This is a genomic window from Amycolatopsis coloradensis, assembly GCF_037997115.1.
Classification (GTDB): domain Bacteria; phylum Actinomycetota; class Actinomycetes; order Mycobacteriales; family Pseudonocardiaceae; genus Amycolatopsis; species Amycolatopsis coloradensis_A.
In genome coordinates, this window is sequence record NZ_CP150484.1 from 6474890 (window position 1) to 6497424 (window position 22535).

Annotated in this window: 19 protein-coding genes; 12 read left to right on the forward strand and 7 right to left on the reverse strand. The window is 69.0% G+C overall.

Features of this window, described 5'->3' with window-relative positions; all coding sequences use genetic code 11:
* Nucleotides 1-107: 107 nt before the first annotated feature.
* From LCL61_RS30350 to LCL61_RS30365, 4 genes are all read left to right on the forward strand, one after another.
* Nucleotides 108-797 (forward strand): response regulator transcription factor, encoded by a 690-nt coding sequence (locus LCL61_RS30350; RefSeq protein ID WP_340682930.1) that lies wholly within the window; start codon nt 108-110, stop codon nt 795-797.
* On the forward strand, nt 794-2206 hold the full coding sequence (locus tag LCL61_RS30355) for a HAMP domain-containing sensor histidine kinase (protein ID WP_340682931.1): 1413 nt from the start codon (nt 794-796) through the stop codon (nt 2204-2206). Before LCL61_RS30350 ends, LCL61_RS30355 begins: the two co-directional genes overlap by 4 nt.
* A complete protein-coding gene (locus LCL61_RS30360; RefSeq protein ID WP_340682932.1) occupies nt 2203-2700 on the forward strand; it encodes a hypothetical protein in 498 nt (165 codons plus the stop codon). The genes LCL61_RS30355 and LCL61_RS30360 overlap by 4 nt, the downstream gene beginning before the upstream one ends.
* Before the next feature lie 196 nt (nt 2701-2896).
* The gene (locus tag LCL61_RS30365) at nt 2897-3580 is read left to right on the forward strand and encodes a hypothetical protein (RefSeq protein ID WP_340682933.1); all 684 of its coding nucleotides are present in this window, start codon (nt 2897-2899) and stop codon (nt 3578-3580) included.
* Here LCL61_RS30365 and rnhA read toward each other — a convergent pair.
* The gene (gene rnhA / locus LCL61_RS30370) at nt 3577-4059 is read right to left on the reverse strand and encodes a ribonuclease HI (RefSeq protein ID WP_340682934.1); all 483 of its coding nucleotides are present in this window, start codon (nt 4057-4059) and stop codon (nt 3577-3579) included. The two genes, LCL61_RS30365 and rnhA, sit on opposite strands and share 4 nt — an antisense overlap.
* Before the next feature lie 21 nt (nt 4060-4080).
* Nucleotides 4081-5271 carry a DNA polymerase IV gene (gene dinB / locus LCL61_RS30375; RefSeq protein WP_340682935.1) on the reverse strand — a complete coding sequence of 397 codons (1191 nt, stop codon included), beginning with the start codon at nt 5269-5271 and terminating at the stop codon, nt 4081-4083.
* 84 nt (nt 5272-5355) lie between these two features.
* Between dinB and LCL61_RS30380 the strand changes: the two genes are divergently transcribed.
* Complete coding sequence (locus LCL61_RS30380) at nt 5356-6132, forward strand: hypothetical protein (protein ID WP_340682936.1); 777 nt, start codon at nt 5356-5358, stop codon at nt 6130-6132.
* Here the strand turns inward: LCL61_RS30380 and LCL61_RS30385 are convergent.
* Both LCL61_RS30385 and LCL61_RS30390 read right to left on the reverse strand, forming a co-directional pair.
* Entirely contained in the window at nt 6092-6385 is a 294-nt protein-coding gene (locus LCL61_RS30385; RefSeq protein WP_340682937.1) for an antibiotic biosynthesis monooxygenase family protein, read from the reverse strand. The two genes, LCL61_RS30380 and LCL61_RS30385, sit on opposite strands and share 41 nt — an antisense overlap.
* Nucleotides 6386-6410: 25 nt before the next feature.
* The gene (locus LCL61_RS30390) at nt 6411-6830 is read right to left on the reverse strand and encodes a DUF6010 family protein (RefSeq protein ID WP_340682938.1); all 420 of its coding nucleotides are present in this window, start codon (nt 6828-6830) and stop codon (nt 6411-6413) included.
* A gap of 92 nt (nt 6831-6922) precedes the next feature.
* Between LCL61_RS30390 and LCL61_RS30395 the strand changes: the two genes are divergently transcribed.
* Complete coding sequence (locus tag LCL61_RS30395) at nt 6923-7861, forward strand: GlxA family transcriptional regulator (RefSeq protein ID WP_340682939.1); 939 nt, start codon at nt 6923-6925, stop codon at nt 7859-7861.
* Here the strand turns inward: LCL61_RS30395 and LCL61_RS30400 are convergent.
* Nucleotides 7858-8148: a hypothetical protein gene (locus LCL61_RS30400; RefSeq protein ID WP_340682940.1), complete on the reverse strand. Its 291-nt coding sequence runs from the start codon at nt 8146-8148 to the stop codon at nt 7858-7860. The two genes, LCL61_RS30395 and LCL61_RS30400, sit on opposite strands and share 4 nt — an antisense overlap.
* A gap of 118 nt (nt 8149-8266) precedes the next feature.
* Between LCL61_RS30400 and LCL61_RS30405 the strand changes: the two genes are divergently transcribed.
* The 6 genes from LCL61_RS30405 to LCL61_RS30430 all read left to right on the forward strand — a co-directional run bounded on the left by LCL61_RS30405 (nt 8267) and on the right by LCL61_RS30430 (nt 20067).
* Nucleotides 8267-9526, forward strand: coding sequence for an MFS transporter (locus LCL61_RS30405; RefSeq protein WP_340682941.1), 1260 nt, complete (start codon nt 8267-8269; stop codon nt 9524-9526).
* Between the two features lie 385 nt (nt 9527-9911).
* Entirely contained in the window at nt 9912-11141 is a 1230-nt protein-coding gene (locus LCL61_RS30410) for a GGDEF domain-containing protein (RefSeq protein WP_340688713.1), read from the forward strand.
* A gap of 58 nt (nt 11142-11199) precedes the next feature.
* Entirely contained in the window at nt 11200-11325 is a 126-nt protein-coding gene (locus tag LCL61_RS30415) for a hypothetical protein (RefSeq protein ID WP_340682942.1), read from the forward strand.
* Nucleotides 11326-11495: 170 nt separating this feature from the next.
* A complete protein-coding gene (locus LCL61_RS30420) occupies nt 11496-12227 on the forward strand; it encodes a hypothetical protein (RefSeq protein ID WP_340682943.1) in 732 nt (243 codons plus the stop codon).
* Nucleotides 12228-12702: 475 nt separating this feature from the next.
* Nucleotides 12703-13881, forward strand: coding sequence for an HNH endonuclease signature motif containing protein (locus LCL61_RS30425; RefSeq protein WP_340682944.1), 1179 nt, complete (start codon nt 12703-12705; stop codon nt 13879-13881).
* Nucleotides 13882-14577: 696 nt separating this feature from the next.
* Nucleotides 14578-20067 (forward strand): carboxyl transferase domain-containing protein, encoded by a 5490-nt coding sequence (locus LCL61_RS30430; protein WP_340682945.1) that lies wholly within the window; start codon nt 14578-14580, stop codon nt 20065-20067.
* Between the two features lie 61 nt (nt 20068-20128).
* On the opposite strand, the gene LCL61_RS30435 is transcribed toward LCL61_RS30430, so the two are convergent.
* Together LCL61_RS30435 and ctaD are read right to left on the reverse strand one after the other, a co-directional pair.
* Nucleotides 20129-20674: a bifunctional nuclease family protein gene (locus LCL61_RS30435; protein ID WP_340682946.1), complete on the reverse strand. Its 546-nt coding sequence runs from the start codon at nt 20672-20674 to the stop codon at nt 20129-20131.
* Between the two features lie 10 nt (nt 20675-20684).
* On the reverse strand, nt 20685-22451 hold the full coding sequence (ctaD, locus tag LCL61_RS30440; RefSeq protein WP_425342071.1) for a cytochrome c oxidase subunit I: 1767 nt from the start codon (nt 22449-22451) through the stop codon (nt 20685-20687).
* Between the last annotated feature and the right edge of the window lie 84 nt (nt 22452-22535).

The following is a 22535-nucleotide window of genomic DNA, read 5'->3' on the forward strand; positions in this document are numbered from 1 at the left end:
TCTCACTGTCCCCACGGCGTTTAGCCATGAGGTCCGGACAATGTCATGGTTCTGCTACAAGATCGAGCCGAGTCGCACACGCGCGAAGACATCCGAATAATGGCGGCGTGGCAAGTGTCCTTGTGATCGAAGACGACGCGTCCGTGCGGGAGGGGCTGGAACTCGCGCTGCGCCGGCAGGCGCACACCGTCCACACCGCCGAGAGCGGTGAGCTCGGGCTGGAGAAACTGCGGGTGTTCCAGCCCGACATCGTCGTGCTGGACCTGATGCTCCCCGGCATCGACGGCTTCGAGACCTGCCGCCGCATCCGCTCGGCGGGCGAGGTGCCGATCATCATGCTCACCGCCCGCAGCGACGACTTCGACATCGTGGCCGGGCTGGAGGCAGGCGCCGACGACTACGTGACCAAGCCGATCGAACCCCGCGTGCTCGACGCCCGGATCCGGGCGGTGCTGCGGCGCGCGGTGAGCGAGAAGCCCGCGAACGACGACGCCGCCGGGGAGCGGCACGGCGGCCTGGTCATCGACCGGGCGGGGCTGGTGGTCACGAAGAACGGCGAACCGGTCTCGCTCACCCCGACCGAGCTGAAACTGCTGCTGGAGCTGTCTCGCACGCCAGGACAGGTCTACAGCCGCCAGCAGATCCTCTCCGCCGTCTGGGATCACGACTACCTCGGCGACTCCCGGCTGGTCGACGCCTGTGTCCAGCGGCTGCGCGCGAAGATCGAAGACGTTCCCGCTAAACCCGAACACGTCCAGACCGTCCGCGGCTTCGGGTACCGGTTCGGCCGTTCATGAGGCTGCTCTCCGGGCTGCGGCCGCGGCTCATCCTGGCCTTCGCGGCGATGACGATCATCGGGGCGGCGGCCGCGGCGGGGGCCAGTTACGTCTCGGCGAGGAACGCGATCCTCAAGGCCGTCCAGGACGCGGCGATGGACCAGCTGAAGGACCGGGTCGGCGCCTACGACCGCCCACTGTCCACGCCACCGACCCAGGACCAGCTCAACGACTTCGCGGGCAGCCTGCGGTTGAACGCCGTCGCGGTCCACGGGACCCTGCGGTCGGTCAACGGCCCGGACCTGACCCGGTTCTCGACCGAACTGCGGCGGACGGTCGCGGGCGACATCCGGATCCAGTTCCAGCGGCTGGACCGCGACACCGGCCCCGAACTCCAGGTCGGCCTGCCGGTGCTGACGCGGCAGCCCGACGGGTCGATGGGGGCCAGCGGCATCGAGGTGTACTCGCTCACCTCGCTCGTCCAGCAGCAACAGGCCATCGACGAACTCGCGAAATCGGCCTGGCAGATGGCCGCGCTCGTCCTTCCGCTGGCCGCGGCGCTCGCCCTGCTCGCGGCGAGACAGGTGCTGAGACCGGTACGGGCGCTCAACACCGCCGCCGCCCAGCTCGGTGAGGGCAGGCTCGACGTCCGGCTGCCCGCCAAAGGGTCCGACGAGCTGGCCGAACTGGTCACGACCTTCAACAACACCGCCGCCGAACTGGAGCGCACCGTCGGGGAGGTGCGTGCCATGGAGGCCGACGCCCGCCGGTTCGTCGCCGACGTCTCGCACGAGCTCCGCACGCCACTCGCGGCGATGAACGCGGTCACCGACGTCCTCGACGAGGACGCGGACACCCTGCCGCCCGACACCGCCGTCGCGGCGCGGCTGGTCTCGGGCGAGACCCGGAGACTGACCCGGCTGGTCCAGGACCTGGTCGAGATCTCCCGGTTCGACGCGGGCCGCGCCGAACTCGTGCTCGACGAATGGGATCTCGCGACGGCGATCAGGGACAGCCTCGACGCCCGCGGCTGGCGCGAGGGCGAAGACCTGGTCACCGACCTGCCGGAAGGTGTCCTCGCCCGGGTCGACCGGCGGCGGCTCGACCTGATCGTGGCCAATCTCGTCGGCAACGCGTTCCGGCACGGCGCGGCGCCGGTCGAAGTCCGCCTGCGCGCCGGCGACGACGGCGTCATCCTGGAGGTCGAGGATCACGGGCCCGGCATCGATCCCGAGGTCCTGCCGCACGTGTTCGACCGGTTCACCAAGGCCGACACCGCCCGTGCCCGCTCCGAGGGCAGCGGGCTCGGCTTGGCGATCGCGCTGGAGAACGCTCGCCTGCACGGTGGCGACATCACCGCCGCCGACACCGGGCACGGCGCCCGGTTCGTCCTGCGCCTGCCGCACCGGACGGAAGGAGGGACGCGATGAGAAGGACCCGGGTACTGCTCGCGCTCGCGGCCGCGACGCTCGTGACGGCCTGCGGCGTCCAGCCGACCGGCGTCGTCCCGGCCGGGCCCGGCCCGTCGATCCGCGCGACCACGGGGACCTACGTTCGCGCCGGTCTGACGCTGTACTTCGTCTCCGACGGCCGTGTCATCCCGGTGACCCGGCCCACCGAAGGCTTCATCTCCCCCGAAGGCGCGATCACGCTGTTGCTGAAGGGGCCGACGGAGCGAGAAGCCGCGCAGGGGCTCACGACGTTCGTCCCGCCGGAGATCGGGCGGGTCGAGGTGTATTCGGGCAACCCGACATCCATCGTGCTGCCGTTCCCCGTCCGCAAATTGTCCAACCAGGCCATCAACCAGCTGATCTGCACGACGATCGCGGCCTCGGCGGACACCGGACGGGCTCCGGTCGCCCCGGGAGTGAACGTGTCCTCGCCGGACGGGAAGATGTACTTCCAATCCTGCAAAGCGGATTGAATTCATCACTCACAGTGCTCACATAAAAGCACTTCTTGTGTCTGTACGGACGTGAGCTCCTTTTGGTTCACCGATCAAGGTAACTGTGGGCGAACACACTCGGGCGTGACATTGCCGTGTCCTTTTCGTAATGTTGCCCGGAGCTCGCGGCCCCCGACGCGAGTTCCCGTCCCCGAAGTGGTGAGTGATCAGAGAAATGGCCGGCAGACATCGCAAGAACAAGGCTCCGCAGTGGAAGCTCCCCGCGGGTATCGCGGCAGCGGTCGCCACGGCGCTCCCGGCGTCGATGTGGCTGACCACCGCAGGTACCCCCGACGTCGAAGCGGCCAGTGCCGCGCTCGCGGTGAAGGCTCCCCCGGCCTCCAGCGTGACGCCCCCGCCGTCGACCAGCAGCACCCCGCCCTCCAGCACAAGCCCTACCCCCTCCACGGCCCCCTCCCCCGCGACCTCCTCGGCTCCCCCGAAGCCGACGACGTCGACCAAAGCCCCCGCGCCGGTCAAGAAGACCGTGCCCGCCGCGACGGCGTGTTCCACCGACCTCGCCGGCACCAAACCGCACGTGGCCCAGGTCGGTAACCACGTCAAGGCGAAGTTCGGCGTCAAGAACGTCGGCGGTGTCGCCGGCCGGGCGAACGCCAGCGACCACCCCTCCGGCCTCGCGCTGGACTTCATGGTGGACACCGCCACCGGCAACGCCATCGCCGAGTACCTCCTGGCCAACCAGAAGGACTTCGGTGTCACCTACGTCATCTGGCGTCAGCGCTACAACGACGGCAGCGGCTGGGACACCATGGAGGACCGCGGCGGCGCGACCGCCAACCACATGGACCACGTCCACGTCTCCTTCGCCAAGAGCGCGAAGGTGAACGTCAGCTGCTAACGATTCCGGGCGGGCCGCTCGCCGGGCTGGATCACCGGTCGTCCGACGACCTCTTCCACGCCTTTGACGGCGAGCCGGTCCGCCCGCTCGTTCTCCGGATGCCCGGCGTGGCCCTTGACCCAATGCCATTCGACGTCGTGCCGTGAGGCGGCTTCGTCGAGACGGCGCCACAGGTCGGCGTTCTTGACCGGTGTCTTGGCCGAGGTCATCCAGCCGTTGTTCTTCCAATTCCGCACCCAGCTGGTGATGCCGTTCCGGACGTAGGTGCTGTCGGTGTAGATGTCGACGGTGACCCGGCGCTTCAGGCTTTCCAGCGCCTCGATGGGCGCGGTCAATTCCATCCGGTTGTTCGTGGTCGGCCCGGGATCCCCGCCGTAGATCTCCTTCTCGACGGTGCCGTACCGCAGCACCGCGCCCCAGCCGCCGGGACCGGGATTCCCGCTGCACGCGCCATCGGTGTAGATCTCGACTTCCGCCACCGGGACACCCTAGCGACGGGTTCAGTCCGGCAGCAGCGGCACCCACGGCCGCTCGGCCTGCCCGAGATGCACCGCACGCGTGATGGATTTCGACCCGAACCGGTCCCGGACGGTGTCGAGCGTCGAATCGAGCGCGTCCCTCGGCTTCGCCCCGAACGGCAAGGCCAGCTGGATCGCGTCGTCCTTCGACAGATTCGTGAGCGCGAGCCCGATCAGCGTGAGCCCGCGTTCGTCGATCAGCGGTCTCGCCGCCGCGAGCAGGTCACGGGCCGCCGCGACGATCGCGCCGGTCTGTTCCGTCGCCTCCATGAGGGTGTGCGAACGCGTCGCCTTCGTGAAGTCGGCGAACCGCATCCGCAGCACGACGGTGCGGCACACCCGGTGCGCCGCCCGCAGACGACGGGCGAGGCGATCGGCAAGGGTCAGCAGCATCGCGTCGAGTTCGGCGGGTGACCGCGGCCTGCTCCCGAGCGCGTGCTGCGCCCCGATCGACCGGCGGCGACGGCCCGTCTGCACGCGGCGAGGGTCGTCGTTGTGGGACAGGGCGTGCAGATGGGCCCCGACGCCGCGGCCGAGCATCCGGACGAGTTCCTTCTCCCCGAACCCCTCCATCTGCCCGACCGTCGTCACGCCGCGCTCGCGGAGCTTCCGCGCCGTCACCTTGCCGACACCCCACAGCCGCTCGACCGGAAGCGGGTGCAGGAACTCCAGCTCCTTGTCGTGCGGCACGACGAGGAGGCCGTCGGGTTTCGCGACGCCGCTGGCCACCTTCGCGAGGAACTTCGTCCTGGCAACGCCCACGGTGATCGGCAGGCCGACCTGCTCCAGGACGTCCTTGCGCAGCTTCGCCGCGATCCGGCTCGGAGTACCCGCGATCTTCAGCAGCCCGCCGACGTCGAGGAAGGCCTCGTCGATCGAGATGCCTTCCACGAGCGGCGTCGTGTTGCCGAAGACCTCGAAGACCGCCTTGCTCGCCGCCGAATACACGTGCATCCGGGGCGGAACCACGATCGCGTCCGGGCACAACCGCCGCGCCTGGCCGCCGCCCATCGCCGTGCGGACACCGAACGCCTTGGCCTCGTAACTGGCCGCCAGCACCACACCGCCGCCGACGATGACCGGCCGCCCGCGCAGCTTGGGGTCGTCACGCTGCTCGACCGACGCGTAGAACGAGTCCAGGTCGGCATGCAGGATGGAACCCTCGGTCGTCATAGAACATATGTTCGCATCAAACGGCCCAGCGACCAAGCGCCCCGCTAACCTGGCCCTGGTCGACGTAGTGAAAAAGGGGGCCACATGCGGCGACTCTCACCAGGGGCGACAGCGGCGGCCGCGGGAGTGGCCGCCCTGACCTCGATCGCGGCCGGCGTGGTGGGAAACCTGGCGACCGACACCGTCGGTGAGATCAGCGCCGGATGGAAACCGGTCATCTGGACGGGGCTCGGCCTCTTGGCGGCCGCACTGACGTTCTCGGCGATCCAGAACGCCTTGAGATCCGCGCGCGATCCGGCGTCCGCCACCGATGTCCCGGACGCCGGATCGGCCGAGCACGGCGAACACGATCGCCGGGCGAGGCCGTGGCAGGTCAAGGCGGTGCTGACGGTTTGGGCCCTGATCGCCATCGCCGGTATTGCCGGTGCCGCGCTCGCGTTCACCTCGCCTGGTTTCTTGGACATCGGCACGCTCTACCTCACGTCCTTCCAGCTCGAACGCAATTCGAGAGGCGGCTGGGAGATCACTCCTCCCGCAGGCATCGCGTTGGGCATCGTGGTCTTCGCGTGGAGCATCCCCCCGTTCCTCGCTGGTGCGCACGCCTACCGCGCCGTTCCTGCTTCCGTCGGCGAAACCACTCGCACACTCGCCGCGTGCGTCGCTTTCGTCTTCGCCGGCTGGTCCGTCTTCTCCGGAACACTCGCCTGCATGGCGGCGCTCCGGCAACTGGTGTCGCCGGGTGTTGCCATTTACGTGGCACTGATCGGTCTCCTGGCCGTGATCTTCACCGCGTGGGGTTGGGCCAAGGAAGCGGAAACGCTCAGTCGAACGGCGGCCCAGAACAGGAAACCCGGTGCTTGAAGATCTCTCCGTCCCGGATCTCGGCGGAGTACGTCGGCCTCGGCGAGATCGCGCGCCAGGCGTTCAGCACCTCCTCCGACTCCCAGTACTCGAAGATGTTCACCCGGCCCGGCTCGATCGTGTCCGCCGAGATCACCACGTCGAGACACCCGGGGTGGGCCCGCGCCTTCTCGACGATCACCTGGTGCCCGGCCACGTACCGGTCCCGTTCCTCCGGGTCGACGTACACCTTGCCCGCCACGATCACGGTCATCTAGCTATCCCTTCGTCCGGTCGGTTCACCCCACCGACGAACGCGGACGCCGGGAACCGACACGGGCGCGGACGAAATCCGTCACCGATCGTCCGCCGGCGAAACACCAGATCGCGATCACCGGGTCGCAGATCGCGCAGCCGAACGACGAATGCTCGGCGAACGGGATGATCGGGGCGCCCTTGAGGTGGTGGACGACGTCCCAGCCGGTGTGCAGCAGCCAGGCGATGCCGATGAACGTCCAGGATTCGAGGCCGAGGTAAGCCACATAGGTCACGAGCGCGGTGAACGCGAACTCCCAGATCCCGAAGCCGCCACCGCTCAGATAGGCGGCGCCCGCCCCCGCCACCATGACCGCGTTGAAGCGGCGGCGGTGCGGTTCGTGGATCAGCGACATCAGCACGACGTAGACGAGGCCGACGAGAATCGGCGCGATGATCATCATGGCTCGACGCTAGAACCGGCCGGGGTCCGCTCCCAGTGGCGTGAACGACGCCTTCCAACGGGATCTCGCCATCGGGTGGGTACGGTGCGGTCATGCACACCGTCGCGGTCCTCGCCCTGGACAAGGTGATCCCGTTCGACCTCTCGACGCCGATCGAGGTCTTCACCCGGACCCGGCTCGCCGACGGCAGCGCCGGTTACCGGCTGCTCGTCTGCGCCGAACACCCGGACGTCGACGCCGGGCACTTCACCTTGCGCGCGCCGTGGGGACTGGAGGCGCTGCGCGAGGCCGACACGATCATCGTCCCCGGCACCGCGGATCCGACCGGACCGTTGCCGGAAACCGTCCGCGACGCGCTCACGTCGGCCGCCGCGAGAGGCAAGCGGATCGCCTCGATCTGTTCCGGCACCTTCGTTCTCGCCGCCGCGGGCCTGCTCGACGGCCTCCGCGCCACCACGCACTGGGTCGCCGCCGAAGCGCTGGCCGCGGCGTACCCCGGAATCGAGGTCGACCCGGACGTACTCTATGTCGACAACGGGCAGATCTTGACGTCCGCGGGCGCCGCCGCCGGCCTGGATCTGTGCCTGCACCTGATCCGGCGGGACCACGGCTCCGCGATCGCCGCCGACGCGGCCCGCCTTTCGGTCATGGCGCTGGAACGTGAGGGCGGGCAGGCGCAGTTCATCGCGTTGCGGCATCCGCCCGCTCCCCGCGGCGCGGCCTTGGAACCCACGCTCCTCTGGATGCAGGAGAATCTCGCGCGCGAACTCACCTTGGCCGACATCGCCACACGCGCCGGGATGAGCACGCGCACGTTGATCCGCCACTTCCGCGAGCAGACCGGGACGACACCATTGCAGTGGCTGCACCGGGCGAGAGTCCGGCAGGCGCAGCATCTGCTGGAGACCACTCAGTACGCCGTCGAACGAATTGGCGCCGAAGTCGGTTTCGGTTCGCCCACGGCGTTCCGCGACCGGTTCAAGCGCATGACGGGCGTCAGCCCCGGCACCTATCGACGCGCTTTCCGTTAAGCGGCGCGGGCCAGAGCGGTGTCCGAGGCCCGCGCCCGGGCCTGTTCCGCGAATCGCTTCCGGGCGGCGACGACTCTGAGCCAGCGTTCCGAGCGCTCGGCGTCCAGATCGGAGGTGGCGCGGGCGAGCACTTCGGCGGCGCGTGCGGCGGAATCGATCTCGGCGGCGGCGCCGAGGTAGTCGCCCACGTCGATCAGCTTGTAGGCGTGACGCATCTCGGTCTGCGCGGTCGAGTAGATGGCGTAGGCGGCGAGGTTGTTCGCCAGCGGGCCCAGTGAATGCGACATCGGATTCTCCGTTCCTTCTCTTACTCACACGTCGAACGGGCACGCATCGGTTCGACACGGCGGACGGATTTTTCTCGAGGGTTGCGCCGGGTGGCCGATTCACGACAGCCTGAAGCGCATGCCAGCCCGAGCGGCGTCGTTCCGCAGTGTTTTCGCGGTCGCCGGATTCCGCCGGATCTGGCTCGCGCATCTGCTCTCGGTCGCCGGCGACCAGCTGGCCAGGGTCGCGCTCACGGTGCTGGTGTTCGACCGGACGTCGTCGGCAGGGTGGGCCTCGGCGGCGTACGCGCTGACCTTCGTGCCCGATCTCCTCGGTGGCGCGCTGGGCGGCATCGCGGACCGGTTCTCACGACGCACCGTGATGGTGGTGACCGACGTCGGCCGCGCCGTCCTGATCGCGCTGATGGCAGTGCCCGGGCTCCCGCTGCCCGTCGCGGCCGCGCTGTTGTTCCTCGTGCAGCTCATGGCCGGGCCGTTCCACGCGGCCCGGCAGGCGATGCTGCCGGATCTGCTCGATCCGGACCGGCTGGTCGTCGGCCAGGCCGTCATTTCGTCCACGTACCAGGCCGGGCTCGTGGTGGGCTTCGGCGCGGGGGCCGCCGTCGTCACCGGCCTCGGCGTGCCGGGCGCGCTGCTGATCGACGCGGGAACGTTCGCGCTGTCGGCGCTCATGCTCCGCTTCGGGCTCGAACGATTCCCACCCTCGGCACCCGCCCACCACGAACGCCCGTCCCTGATCGCGGGCTGCCGTCTGGTGGCACGCGACCGCAAGCTGCGCTGGCTGCTGCTCATCGCCTGCTGCTGCGGTTTCTACGTCGTGCCCGAGGGCCTCGCCGTCCCGGTGGCCGCCGAACTGGGCGGCGCGGGCGCGTTGCCGTGGTTGCTGGCCGCGAACCCGGTCGGTTCGGTGCTCGGCGGCATCCTGCTGAGCCGCGTCCCGCGCGAGCGGCAGATCCGGGTGCTGGGCGCGCTGGCGGTGGCGAGCAGCCTGGTGCTGATCCCGACCGGCTGGGCTCCGGGCCTGGTCACCATCGTCGTGCTGTGGACGATCTCGGGTGTGTTCTCCGCGCACGACATGATCACGCAGACGCAGTACAGCCTGGCCGCGCCGCCTGCCCATCGCGGTCAGGTGATCGGGGTCGCGATCGCGGCGTTGCGGGCGGCTCAGGCGGCGGGGATCGCGGCGGCTGGGCTGCTGGCCCAGGTCGTCGCGCCGACCACCGTGGTCACCGTCGCGGCGGCCGCGGGTGTGGTGGTCGCCGCTGTCGCCGGGGTGGGCTGGTCACGGGCGGTGTCGTCCCGCCGCGGCCTGGCGGAATCCGAAGATCCCGTGGGGCCGGTCGGCGGGACGACACCCGTTGGCGAGCACGGTTCCTGACACATCACGTCCAGTTGTTGTCACGACGGGTCGTCCAGTTATTGTCACGCACTACGTTCACCTCCCTTCGCGAAGCCGCGCGCTCGTGGGCGAGATCACTCACGTCCAGTTGTTGTCACGCATGTCGTTCACCTCCCTCGAAATAGCGATCTATCCGGCAAAACACTCACCAGTTGTTGTCCTGCATCGGTGCACCTCCCTCGTTTCGGTTGGGCTGTCCGGGGGAATTCGGCGCCGCCGGTCCTATCGTCCGGACAACGAGGGTCGTCGCCGTCCCGGTTCGATTACGGTGTAGATCACCGACGGAAGAGGGTGCGTGGACGGACGACTCGGCGGCGCGCGGCGGCGACTCAGGGCCTGGCACCTGTGGAGCCTGCCGCGACCTGTGCGTTCCTACGTCCTGGTCGTGAATCTCATCGCAATCCTCTCGACCGCCGCCACGGCTTGGCTGATCCCGGTGACCGGTACCGACCTGGTCCGATTCGGCGTCTTGACGCTGTGCGCGGCCATCGCGATCGAGGGCACCCGGCAGATCGAACGCCAACGGGAGTACGACAGAGCACCGTCGGTCGCCTACGTCGACACCAAGGCGGTGTGGAGTGTCGCCGCCGTCATCGCGCTGCCGCCGGTGCTCGCCGCCGCGATGGTCGTGGTGACCTACACCATCGCATGGCTGCGGATCTGGCCACACCAACGGCCGGTTCTCCCCCATCGGTGGATCTTCTCCGCCGCGACGGTCCTCTGTGGCACGCAAGCCGCCGTCGTCGTCCTCAGCCTCGGCATGCGCCACTACCCCGGTGCGCCCGATTCCGGGCTGCTCGCCGGGCTGGGCGACCTCGCCGTCATCATCGTGGCCGCGGCCTTGCGGTGGGCGATCAACACCGCGCTGGTGATGATCGCGATCGCGCTCTCGTCGCCGCCGAAGTCGATCAGCGAACTGTTCTCCGGGTTCGGCGACCAGATCCTCGAGGCGGGCGCGCTCGGCCTCGGTCTCGTGACGGCCGTCGTCCTCGTGCAGGCCAACCCGCTCGTGCTGGTCGGGGTCGTCATCGCGCTGGTCGCGCTGCACCGCGGGCTCCTGCTGACGCAGTACCGGCGCGACGCGCACACCGACGCCACCACCGGTCTCGTCACGAAACGCCGCTGGCGTCAACTGGCCGAAGAGGAGCTGGGCCGGACGCGTGCCGGACGCAAACTCGGCGTGCTGTTCCTCGACCTCGACAATTTCAAGACGATCAACGACACCTACGGCCATCCCAACGGCGACCTCGTCCTGCGCGCCGTCGGCGACGCACTGCGCGCCGAGATCCGCGAACAGGACGTCTGCGGGCGGTGGGGCGGCGAGGAGTTCGCGATCGTCATCCCGGACATCCACGGCGAGGAGACGCTGCTCCACGTGGCCGAACGGATCCGGCACCAGGTGGCGGTGGTGTCGGTCGCGCTGCCCGATCGCGACACTGTGCTGACCGATCTGACGGTGTCGATCGGCGGGGCGCTGTATCCGGCGGCCAACATCACCAGCGTCGACGACCTGCTCGTCGCCACCGACATGGCGCTCTACCGCGCGAAACAAGGCGGCCGCAACAGGGTCGAATTGGCTCCGCCCGCGCAGTAGTCTCCCCTCGTCCGGGGAGGCGCGATGGAGCGATTCGCTCGGGGGTCCGGTCGGTCTGGTGGTCGAGATCCAGGTCCTGGTGCTGACACTGGTGTCCGGCCGGTACGGCTTCCATCGGGACGAGCTGTACTTTCTCGCCGCCGGGAAACGGCTCGACCGGGGTATGTCGATCAGCCGTCGCTGACGCCCTTGCTTGCGCAGGATCTCCACCGACCGTCTTCGGCGCCACTCCCGCCGGCCTGCGCGTGGTCGCGACGCTGTGCGCCGCCGCGACGGTGATCCTGCCGGCACTGGTCGCCCGCGAGTTCGGCGGCGGCCGCGGCGCGCAGGTGCTCACCGCCGCGATGACCGCGCTTGCGGCGTTCGTCGTGGCTCGCGATCGGCGCCGTCGTCGGCATCGGGCTGGAGGTCAAGTGGCTCGTCCTGCTGATAGTCGCCTCGATCGGTCTGGCGGTACTCGCCGTCGGCCTGCGGACGGTGTTCCACACCGGCTGGCTCACCGCCGGGATCCTGCTCGCGCTCGTCCTGGCGGCGCCCGGCCTGATCTGGCAGGCCGCGCACGATTTCCCTTTGCCGACCGTGGCTTCCGGCATCAGCGAGGACGACGGTGCGGAGAACCGGATCCTGTTCGTGCCGATGCAGTTGCTGTATCTCTCCCCCGTGGCCGTGCCGGTCTGGATCGCCGGCGGACTCAGGCTGTGGCGCGATCCTGACCTCCACTGGGCCCGCTCCCTGGCGCCGGCCTATCCGGTGCTGTGCGTGATCTTGCTGGCGCTGGGCGGAAATCCGTACTACTCGGCGCCGCCCCCTCGCTGTCGCCCTGGCTTTCGTGGGTGCGGTGGTGTCTCTCGTCGTCGGGCTGCCTCTTTTGCCGCCGTCCGCGCTGGCGCCGGTCCTGGCGGTGAACAAGGGGCAAGGCGAGCAAGTCGGGTGGCGAGAGCTGGCTTCTTCGGTCGCCCGGGTTTGGGAGCGGATCCCGGCGGAACAGCGCTCGACCGCGCTGATCTTCACGCGGAACTACGGACAAGCCGGGGCTTTGGAGCACTACGGGCTTCCCGCGGTCCACTCGGGGCATATGTCCTATGAGGACTGGGGCCCTCCTGCTAACGCCGCAGGCCCTGTGGTCGTTGTGGGGCCGTATCTTCCTGCGTGGTTCACCGGTGCCACGAGGCGGCTGTGCACGACAATGGTCTCGGAGTGGAGAACGAGGAGCAGGGAGTGCGAATTTCCCTGTGTGCGAGGACTTCCCGGCCTTGGTCGTCACTGTGGGGCGAGTTGCGGCATTACTACTGATCGGGCCGTTGCCGGAAAACGGCGACGGACCATGGCGCCGAGGGATGCGAAACCTGTCAATCTCGCACTGGCCGACTCCGTCGCTGTCGGCCTCCAGGAGAAGCCCTGCCACTACTCGGCGAAATCACGCAGAATCTGACGGTTCTGTTGCCGTGTAACGGAAAATGTCTCAAGGTCGGAAACTGTCGTTGGCCGGTTGTAGCTTCTGTGTGTGGATACCCGCAACGCCGCTGTGGCGCTCTTGAAGGAAATCACCTCGTCTGATGTGTTGAAGGAGGTCAATGCCGCACTGGATTCGTTGGAGGACGGCGATACTGTCGACGCCGCTGTCGCGGCATCGGAAGGGATCGCACGGTTGGAGGCGGTCCGGTTCCGTGCGCTCGCGCAGCTGAACCGGCACCGTGGCGGGGTGTCGAGTGTGGTGCAGGAGGTCGCGTTCGCGCTGTCCGTTGTGGATGGTCACGCGGCCGGTCTGGTGTCGACGGCGGCGGCGTTGACCACCCGCCTGCCCCGAACACTGGGGCTGCTGGACCGCGGACAGGTGGGCGGCTACGGGGCGATGAAAGTCGCCACCGTCACCGCGTGGCTGTCCGACGACGACGCGCGTGCGGTGGACGCGGTGCTGGAAGACCGGCTGCCCGGCCGGAACTCCGACCAGATCCGGAAAGCGGCCAACCATGCGGCGGTGATGGCCGACCGTGACGGCGCCGCCCGACGCGCGGAGCGGCACCGCGCCGGGCGCCGGTTGTCGATCCGGCACGGCGAGACCGGGGTCGCCTCGATCGAGATCGAAGACGGGCCCGTCGAGAAGGTCACCGCCGCCTACACCCGGATCGACCGCGAGGCACGCGCGCTCAAGACCGGTGGCGAGACCCGCACCCTGGACCAACTCCGCGCCGACGTCGCCTTGGATCTCCTGCTGGGCGGCCAAGGCGGCAAGACCGAACGGTGCGAGGTCTTCCTCTACATGGACTTGAACACCTATCTGGGGGTGAACGAGGATCCGGCCGAGCTGGCCGGGCACGGGCACATCCCGGCGCCGCTGGCCCGGCAGATCGCGTCCGGCCCGGACACCGTGCTGCGGCGGATCATCACCGACCCCCTCTCAGGGCAAGTCCTCGACCTCGGCCGGGACCGGTACCGGCCCACCGCCGGGCTGGACGAGTTCGTGCGGGTCCGGGACCGGGAATGCCGAAGACCCGGTTGTCACCGTGTCGCCCAGGCCTGCGATCTCGACCATTCCGTGCCGTGGCAGCACGGTGGCCACACTGCCGATACTGAGCTGGTCGACCTGTGTCGCCGCGACCACCGCCTCAAAGACGAACCCGGCTGGACCTACCACCTAACCGCCGACGGCACCCTCACCATCACCACCCCCACCGGACACAGCTACGACAGCACACCACCCCCACTACACGAACCCCGCGTCGAGAAACCACCCTTCTGAACCGTCGCCGAAAAACGACCACGGGTGATGCACTCGCGGAGCCAAGCCCCGGTCGTTGCCGGATTTCGGCTACGGGGACCCCCGCGTAGCCCCTATGCAATGACATCTCGCAGTCCGTGGCTACGCCCGCCGATGCCGCAAACGTCCGCCGCCCTAGCCGCGCGCCCGACATCCACCGTCCCCAGCCGTCGCCGAAAACGGCCACAGCCCGATCGAGGGCGCACTGCAGTCACCAACGCCTGGCGACGCACCGTCTCGCACGTACTCCCGACTCACCACCCGATCGGAGCGTCGTCGAAAACCGACCACGACACCCCAGAGCCACTCGCCACGCCCCAACAGCCGAGCACCCCAGTCCCGGCTGTCGCCGAAAACGGCCACCCTCGCCACACCGGACGGAACAAGCCCCGAGCCACCTCGATGAAACCGGCGTGAACACCGGATGACACCTCGCGAACCCGGCTACCAAGCCGAACCCCCAGTTGTCCACTTCGTCACGTCATCAGGCCCCTCGACTAGGTGTTCCAGGACACTTTTTGGCGGGTTCCTACAAGACCCGGCCCTCGGCATGCGCCACCGGCGACATTCTCGTACCGGCCGGTAAGAGGCAGGCTGTTAGACAGGTACAGGAGACTGTCCCGCGCGTGATCCGGCGGGACGTCAGCTGTTGTGTCGCGTACTTGGGAGGCTCAGTCGGTGTTCAGTCGTGTCGCCATCGTCAACCGCGGAGAAGCCGCGATGCGGCTCATCCACGCCGTCCGCGAGCTTTCGGCGGAGACCGGACGGCGGATCGAGACCGTCGCGCTCTTCACGGACGCGGACCGGTCGGCGACGTTCGTGCGGGAAGCCGACATCAGCTACAACCTCGGCCCCGCGTCGGCGCGCCCCTATCTGGATTTCGCCGTGCTGGAGCGGGCGCTGACCGAGACCGGGGCCGACGCGGCCTGGGTCGGCTGGGGTTTCGTGGCCGAGGATCCGGCCTTCGCCGAGCTGTGTGAGCGGCTGGGCGTCACCTTCATCGGGCCGAGCGCGGACGCCATGCGCAAGCTCGGCGACAAGATCGGCGCGAAGCTGATCGCCGAAGAGGTCGGCGTCCCGGTCGCTCCGTGGAGCCGCGGCGCCGTCGCGGATCTCGACGCCGCCATCAAGGCCGCCGACGAGATCGGCTACCCGCTGATGCTCAAGGCGACCGCGGGCGGCGGCGGCCGCGGTATCCGCGTCATCACCTCCGCCGACGAGCTCAAGGACGCCTACGAGCGCACCAGCCTGGAGGCCGAGCGAGCCTTCGGCAGCGGCGTCGTCTTCCTGGAGCGCCTGGTCACCGGCGCCCGGCACGTCGAGGTCCAGGTCATCGCCGACGGCCAGGGCATCGCGTGGGCGCTCGGCGTCCGCGACTGTTCGGTGCAGCGCCGCAACCAGAAGATCATCGAGGAGTCCGCCTCCCCGGTGCTGGCCCCCGAGCAGGCCGACGAGCTCAAGCGGTCCGCCGAGCGGCTCGCGCTCGCGGTCGGCTACCGCGGCGCCGGCACGGTTGAGTTCCTCTACCACCCCGGCGACAAGCTGTTCGCGTTCCTCGAGGTCAACACCCGCCTGCAGGTCGAGCACCCGATCACCGAGCTGACCACCGGCATGGACCTGGTGAAGGCCCAGCTGCACGTCGCTTCCGGCGGCAAGCTCGAAGGCGTCCAGCCCGCCGAATTCGGTCACGCCGTCGAGGCGCGGCTCAACGCCGAGGACCCGGACCGCGACTTCGCACCGTCGCCCGGCCGCATCGCGCGCCTGGACCTGCCCGCCGGCCCCGGTATCCGCGTCGACACCGGGGTCAGCGAAGGCGACACGATCCCGGCCGACTTCGACTCGATGATCGCGAAGATCATCGCCTACGGCCGCGACCGTGACGAGGCGCTCGGCCGTCTGCGCCGCGCGATGGCCCAGACCACGGTCATCATCGAGGGCGGCGCCACCAACAAGAGCTTCGTCCTCGACCTGCTCGACCAGCCCGAGGTGATCGACGGCAGCGCCGACACCGGCTGGATCGACCGCGTCCGCGGCGAAGGCAAGCTCGTCACCCACCGCCACTCGGCGATCGCGCTCGCGGCCGCCGCGATCGAGGCATACGAGGACGAGGAAGCCGTTGAGCGCCAACGGCTTCTCTCCACCGCGCACGGTGGCCGCCCGCAGGTCCAGCACGAGAGCGGCCGTCCGCTCGACCTCAAACTGCGCGGCGCCGCGTACCGCGTCAGCGTCGCCCGGATCGGCCACCGCCGGTTCCGCGTCGGTGTCTCGGCGGGCGGCGGCGACATCCACCCCGCCGACGTCGAGGTCGACCGGTTCGACGAGCACACCGGCCAGATCACCGTCAACGGCACCCGGTTCCGCCTGGTCACCGGCACGCACGGGCCGATCCACCTGGTCGAGGTCGACGGCGTCACCCACCGCGTCAGCCGGGACGAGGGCGGCGTCGTCCGCTCGCCCGCGCCCGCGCTCGTCGTCGCGACACCGCTGGAGGTCGGCGCGGAGGTCGAGGCCGGCGCGCCCGTGCTGGTGCTGGAGAGCATGAAGATGGAGACGGTGCTTCGCGCGCCCTTCCGCGCGAAGCTGCGTGAGTGCGTCGTCTCGGTCGGCAGCCAGGTCGAGACCGGCGCTCCCCTGCTGCGGCTCGAGCCGCTGGCGGAGGAAGGCGCGGAGGTCGCCGAGGACGCGGGCAGTGTCGAGATCGAGCTGCCCGCCGAACCGGACGGAACGTCGGCGGCGCAGCGGATCACGCGGGGACAGCAGGATCTGCGCAGTCTCCTGCTCGGCTTCGACGTCGACCCGCACGACGAGCGCCGCACGCTCAGCACGTACCTCGCCGCCCGTGCCGAACTGGAGGGCAACGGCGACCGCCCGCTGGAGGGCGAGGTCGAGCTGCTGACGGTATTCGCCGACCTCTCCGAGCTGATGCGCAACAAGCCGGCCCGTGAGGACGCCAAGACGGACACCCGGGTGCACAGCTCCCGCGAGTTCTTCCACACCTATCTGCAGAGCCTCGACGTCGAACGCGCCGGGCTCTCGGAGTCGTTCCAGAACAAGCTGAAGAAGGTGCTCGCGCACTACGGCATCAAGGACCTGGAGCGCACGCCGGAGCTGGAAGAGGCGGTCTTCCGGATCTTCCTCGCCCAGCAGCGGACCTCGTCCGACGTCGCGGTCGTCACCGCGCTGCTGCGGCAGTGGCTCACCGAACCGCAGCCGTTCGAGTCGATGCGGGAGCCGGCGGGTAAGGCGCTGGAGGCGCTCATCGCCGCCACTCAGCTCCGTTTCCCGGTGGTCGGCGACCTGGCGCGCAGCGTGGTGTTCCGCTGGTTCGCCCAGCCGCTGCTCCGCCGCACCCGCGCCGAGGCGTACAGCGAGGTCCGCAAACACCTGCGGCACCTCGACCTGCACCCGGATTCGCCGGACCGCGCCGAGCGGATCGCGAGCATGCTGGCCAGCGCGCAGCCGCTGGTCCGCCTGCTCGGGCAGCGGATCGGCCGCCCCGGCACCGACCACGGCCCGCTGCTGGAAGTCCTGAGCCGTCGCTACTACGGCAACCGCGCGCTCACCGGTGTCCAGCAGGTGACCGTCGGCGGCTGCACCTTCGTCACCGGTGACTACGCCGACGAGAACGAGCGGTTCCACATGGTCACCACCGCCGTCGACCGCGCCGGTCTGCCCGGCGCGGTCAAGGCGGTCGCCGACCTCGCCGCGCAGCTGCCCGCCGACACCGACGTCGAGGCGGACCTCTACCTGACTTGGGACGACGAGTCCGCCGACGACGACACGATGGCGGCCGGGCTGCGCGAGGTCCTCACGGCCGAGTCGCTGCCGAGCCGGATCCGGCGGATCACCACGACGGTCGCCGGGCACGGCGGCGCGGTGATGCACCACCACTTCACCTTCCGCCCGTCGTCGACCGGGTTCAGCGAGGAGCGGCTGATCCGCGGTCTGCATCCGCTGATCGCCCAGCGGATGCAGTTGCAGCGGCTGGCGAACTTCGACCTCACGCGGTTGCCCTCGGGCGACGAGGACGTCTACCTGTTCAAGTGCGTCTCGCCGATGAACCCGGCGGATCAGCGGCTGGTCGCGCTCGCCCAGGTCCGTGACCTGACCCCGTTGCGGGACAACGACGGCAAGCTGCTGGCGCTGCCCGCGGTCGAGGGCACGCTGGCGGGCTGCCTCGACGCGATCCGCGAGGTGCAGGCGAAGCTTCCGCCGAAGAAACGCTTCGACACCAACCGGATCATGCTGTACGTGTGGCCGACCAGCGAGCTCACCGGTGAGGAGCTGGACACCGTCGCGCAGCGTGTGCAGCCGTCGACGGCGGGCGCGGGTCTCGAAGAGGTCCAGTTCCTCGGCAGGCAGCGCGACCGCGCGACCGGCGAGGTCAAAGAGGTCGCTGTGCGGATCGGCTACGACGTCAGCGGCGGCGTGCAGATGTCGCTGTCCGAGCCCACCACCCAGCCGATCCTGCCGCTCGACGACTACCGCCAGAACGTCCTGCGCGCCCGTCGCCGCGACACGGTGTACCCGTACGAGCTGACCGAGATGCTCGGTTCGTTCACCGAGTACGACATGGACGACACGAACACCCTCGTCCCGGTCGACCGGAAGAAGGGCCGCAACAAGGCGGCGATCGTCGCCGGTGTGGTCACCACGCCGACCGAACGTCACCCCGACGGCGTCAAGCGCGTCGTGCTGCTCGGTGACCCGACGAAGGCGCTCGGCGCGCTGTCGGAGCCGGAGTGCTCGCGGGTGATCGCGGCGCTGGACCTCGCCGAACGGCTCCAGGTCCCACTGGAGTGGTACGCGCTGTCGGCCGGTGCCCGGATCTCGATGGAGTCCGGTACCGAGAACATGGACTGGGTCGCGGCCGCACTGAAGCGGATCGTGCACTTCACCCAGAACGGCGGCGAGATCAACATCGTCGTCGCCGGGATCAACGTCGGCGCCCAGCCGTACTGGAACGCCGAAGCGACGATGCTCATGCACACCAAGGGAATCCTGGTGATGACGCCGGATTCCGCGATGGTGCTGACCGGCAAGCAGTCGCTCGACTTCTCCGGTGGCGTCTCGGCGGAGGACAACTTCGGCATCGGCGGCTACGACCGCGTGATGGGCCCGAACGGCCAGGCGCAGTACTGGGCGCCGAACCTCGCCGCGGCGCGTGACGTGCTGATGTCGCACTACGATCACACCTACGTGGCGCCGGGCGAGTCCGGCCCCCGCAAAGCGGTCACGAACGACCCGATCGACCGGGACATCTCGTCGTTCCCGCACGCGGCCGTCGACAGCGACTTCACCACGGTGGGCCAGATCTTCTCGCGGGAGGCCAACCCCGACCGCAAGAAGCCGTTCGACATCCGCACCGTGATGCGCGCGCTGTCGGACCAGGACCACCCGGTACTGGAGCGCTGGCCGGGCATGGCGGACGCGGAGACCGCGGCCGTGCAGGACGTACACCTCGGCGGGCGGCCGGTCTGCCTGCTCGGGATCGAGTCACGATCGGTGCCGCGCCGCGGCTTCCCGCCCACCGACGGCCCCGACACCTACACCGCGGGCACGCTGTTCCCGCGGTCGTCGAAGAAGGCTGCGCGGGCGATCAACGCGGCCAGCGGCAACCGGCCGCTGGTGGTGCTGGCGAACCTGTCCGGCTTCGACGGCTCGCCGGAGTCGATGCGGAAGCTCCAGCTGGAGTACGGCGCGGAGATCGGCCGGGCGATCGTCAACTTCGAGGGTCCGATCGTGTTCACCGTGATCTCGCGCTACCACGGCGGCGCGTTCGTGGTCTTCTCGAAGGCGCTGAACCCGAACATGACGGTGCTGGCGCTGGAAGGCTCGTTCGCCTCGGTGCTCGGCGGCGCGCCCGCCGCGGCGGTCGTGTTCGCGGGTGAGGTCAACGCGCGGACGGCGGCCGACCCGCGGGTGCGGTCGCTGACGGAGAAGCTCAGCGGGGCGACCGGTGCCGAACGCGCCGCGCTGGCCGCGGAACTGGCGGAGCTCCAGTCGTCGGTGCGGTCCGAGAAGCTGGGCGCGGTCGCGGCCGAGTTCGACGGCGTGCACAGCATCGAGCGTGCGGTGAAGGTCGGTTCGGTGGACGCGATCATCAGCGCCGCCGAGATGCGGCCGCGCATCATCGAGGCGATCGAACAGGGCCTGGCCAAGCAGTAGTACTCAACCGCGATGAAGGGGCCTTTCCTAGCAAAATTTGCCAGGAAAGGCCCCCTTCATCTCACGGGTGGGAGGGCGGATCAGGCGGCGGGTCCCCGAAGTCCTCCGGCGCGATCTTGTCCAGCGCCTCCCGGAACTCCTCGACCGCCCGTTCCTGCGCGACCGGATCCGACGGCACCGCGGGCAGTTCCGCGTCCGGGTCGCTTCCGACGATCTCGACCCGCACGGAAGCGACCTCCAGCACCGCGTCGGCCACCTCGATCCCGACCCCGGCGCGCAACCCGATCGCGACCGCGTCACTCGGCCGCGCAGAAACGCGGATACCGGAATCGAGCACCAGGTCGGCGAAGAAGATGCCGTCCCGCAGCGCGGTGACCTGGACCCCGGTGACCCGGTGCCCGAACGACTCGACCACCTGGCCGATCAGTTCGATCGTGCCCGGCCGCGGCAGCCGGATCCGCTCCTGCGCGAGCGCCACCGCGCTCGCCTCGGGGCCGCCGATCGTGATCGCCAGCCAGCGGCGTTCGCCCTCCCGCTCCCTCAGCAACATCACCGGTGCCGCTTCCGGAGCCAGGACTGCCATCCCTTCGACATCCATGGGGATCATGCGCGGTACCTCATTCCCTCGGTCGGGCGGTGTCGTCCTTCAGTGCCTTGTCCGCCACCACTTCCGAAGGGGTGGCCTGGTCGCGACGCTGGAACGGGGTCGTATGCCCCTCGGCGCGCAGCCTGGGGATCATGTGGGGGTAGTGGAGTTCGAACGCCGGGCGTTCGGACCGAATCCTCGGGAGGTCGAAGAAGTTGTGCCGGGGCGGCGGACAGGTCGTCGCCCATTCCAGGGAATTCCCGTGGCCCCACGGATCGTCCACTTCGACGACCTCCCCGAACCGGTAACTGCGGACGACGTTCCACAGGAACGGCAGCACCGAAGCACCGAGCAGGAAGGCGCCGATCGTGGAAATGGTGTGCAGCACCGTGAAACCGTCGGTGCTCAGGTAGTCGGCGTAACGGCGCGGCATTCCTTCGTTGCCGAGCCAGTGCTGGACGAGGAACGTCGCGTGGAAGCCGATGAACGTGGTCCAGAAATGGAGCTTCGCGAGCCGCTCGTCGAGCATCCGCCCGGTCATCTTGGGGAACCAGAAGTAGATCCCGGCGAACGTGGCGAACACGATGGTGCCGAACAGCACGTAGTGGAAGTGCGCGACCACGAAATAGGTGTCGTGGATGTGGAAGTCCAGCGGTGGCGCGGCCAGGATGATCCCGGTCAGCCCGCCGAGCAGGAACGTCACCATGAACCCGATCGACCACAGCATCGGTGATTCGAACGTGAGCTGCCCCTTCCACATGGTGCCGATCCAGTTGAAGAACTTGATCCCGGTCGGCACCGCGATGAGGAAGGTCATGATGGAGAAGAACGGCAGCAGCACCGCGCCGGTGGCGAACATGTGGTGCGCCCACACCGCGAAGGACAGCGCGGTGATCGCGATCGTCGCGAACACCATGAGCTTGTAGCCGAAGAGCGGTTTCCGGCTGAACACCGGGACGATCTCGGTGATGATGCCGAAATACGGCAACGCGACGATGTACACCTCGGGATGGCCGAAGAACCAGAACAGGTGCTGGAACAGGATCGCCCCGCCGTTGGCCGGATCGAAGACGTGCGCGCCGAGCCGCCGGTCGGCCTCCAGCCCGAACAGGGCGGCGGTGAGGATCGGGAAGACCGCCAGGATCAGGATCGTGGTGAACAGGATGTTCCAGGTGAACAGCGGCAACCGCCACATCGTCATCCCGGGCGCGCGCAGGCAGAGGATCGTGGTGACCATGTTGACCGCGCCGAGGATCGTCCCGAGCCCGGAGACGATCAGGCCCATGATCACCAGGTCGGCGCCGACGCCCGGGGTGTGCGCGGCGTTGGACAGCGGCGTGTACATCGTCCACCCGAAGTCGGGCGCCCCGCTCGGCGTGAGGAACGCGCTGAGCGTCATCAGCCCGCCGAAGAGATACAGCCAGTAGGAGAACGCGTTCAGTCTCGGGAAGGCGACGTCCGGCGACCCGATCTGCAGCGGCAGGATGTAGTTGGCGAACGCGAAGAGGTTCGGTGTCGCGTACAGCAGCAGCATGATCAGGCCGTGCATGGTGAACAGCTGGTTGTACTGCTCCTGCGACAGGAACTGCATCCCCGGCCTGCCCAGTTCGCCGCGCATCAGCAGCGCCATGAACCCGCCGATGAGGAAGAACGCGAACGAGGTGCTCAGATAGAGCACGCCGATCGTCTTGTGGTCGGTGGTGCGGACGATGTTGAGGAACACGCTGCCTTTGGGTGCCCGGCGCCGCCCGCCGAAACGGACGGCCTCCGGTCGGAGCGATGTCTTCACCGCGGTCATGACGACTCCCAGCACGAGGACGCACCTTCTGAAGGCTGGTACCCCTCCAGGAGAGTCCCTACACGCGTGCTTTTCAAGAGGCCG

Bases quoted from the DNA above. Each gene is read 5' to 3' on its own strand.
- LCL61_RS30355 (WP_340682931.1), top strand. From the start codon at position 794: ATGAGGCTGCTCTCCGGGCTGCGGCCGCGGCTCATCCTGGCCTTCGCG.
- LCL61_RS30360 (WP_340682932.1), top strand. From the start codon at position 2,203: ATGAGAAGGACCCGGGTACTGCTCGCGCTCGCGGCCGCGACGCTCGTG.
- LCL61_RS30365 (WP_340682933.1), top strand. From the start codon at position 2,897: ATGGCCGGCAGACATCGCAAGAACAAGGCTCCGCAGTGGAAGCTCCCC.
- dinB (WP_340682935.1), bottom strand. From the start codon at position 5,271: ATGACGACCGAGGGTTCCATCCTGCATGCCGACCTGGACTCGTTCTAC.
- LCL61_RS30380 (WP_340682936.1), top strand. From the start codon at position 5,356: ATGCGGCGACTCTCACCAGGGGCGACAGCGGCGGCCGCGGGAGTGGCC.
- LCL61_RS30385 (WP_340682937.1), bottom strand. From the start codon at position 6,385: ATGACCGTGATCGTGGCGGGCAAGGTGTACGTCGACCCGGAGGAACGG.
- LCL61_RS30390 (WP_340682938.1), bottom strand. From the start codon at position 6,830: ATGATGATCATCGCGCCGATTCTCGTCGGCCTCGTCTACGTCGTGCTG.
- LCL61_RS30395 (WP_340682939.1), top strand. From the start codon at position 6,923: ATGCACACCGTCGCGGTCCTCGCCCTGGACAAGGTGATCCCGTTCGAC.
- LCL61_RS30400 (WP_340682940.1), bottom strand. From the start codon at position 8,148: ATGTCGCATTCACTGGGCCCGCTGGCGAACAACCTCGCCGCCTACGCC.
- LCL61_RS30405 (WP_340682941.1), top strand. From the start codon at position 8,267: ATGCCAGCCCGAGCGGCGTCGTTCCGCAGTGTTTTCGCGGTCGCCGGA.
- LCL61_RS30435 (WP_340682946.1), bottom strand. From the start codon at position 20,674: ATGATCCCCATGGATGTCGAAGGGATGGCAGTCCTGGCTCCGGAAGCG.
- ctaD (WP_425342071.1), bottom strand. From the start codon at position 22,451: ATGACCGCGGTGAAGACATCGCTCCGACCGGAGGCCGTCCGTTTCGGC.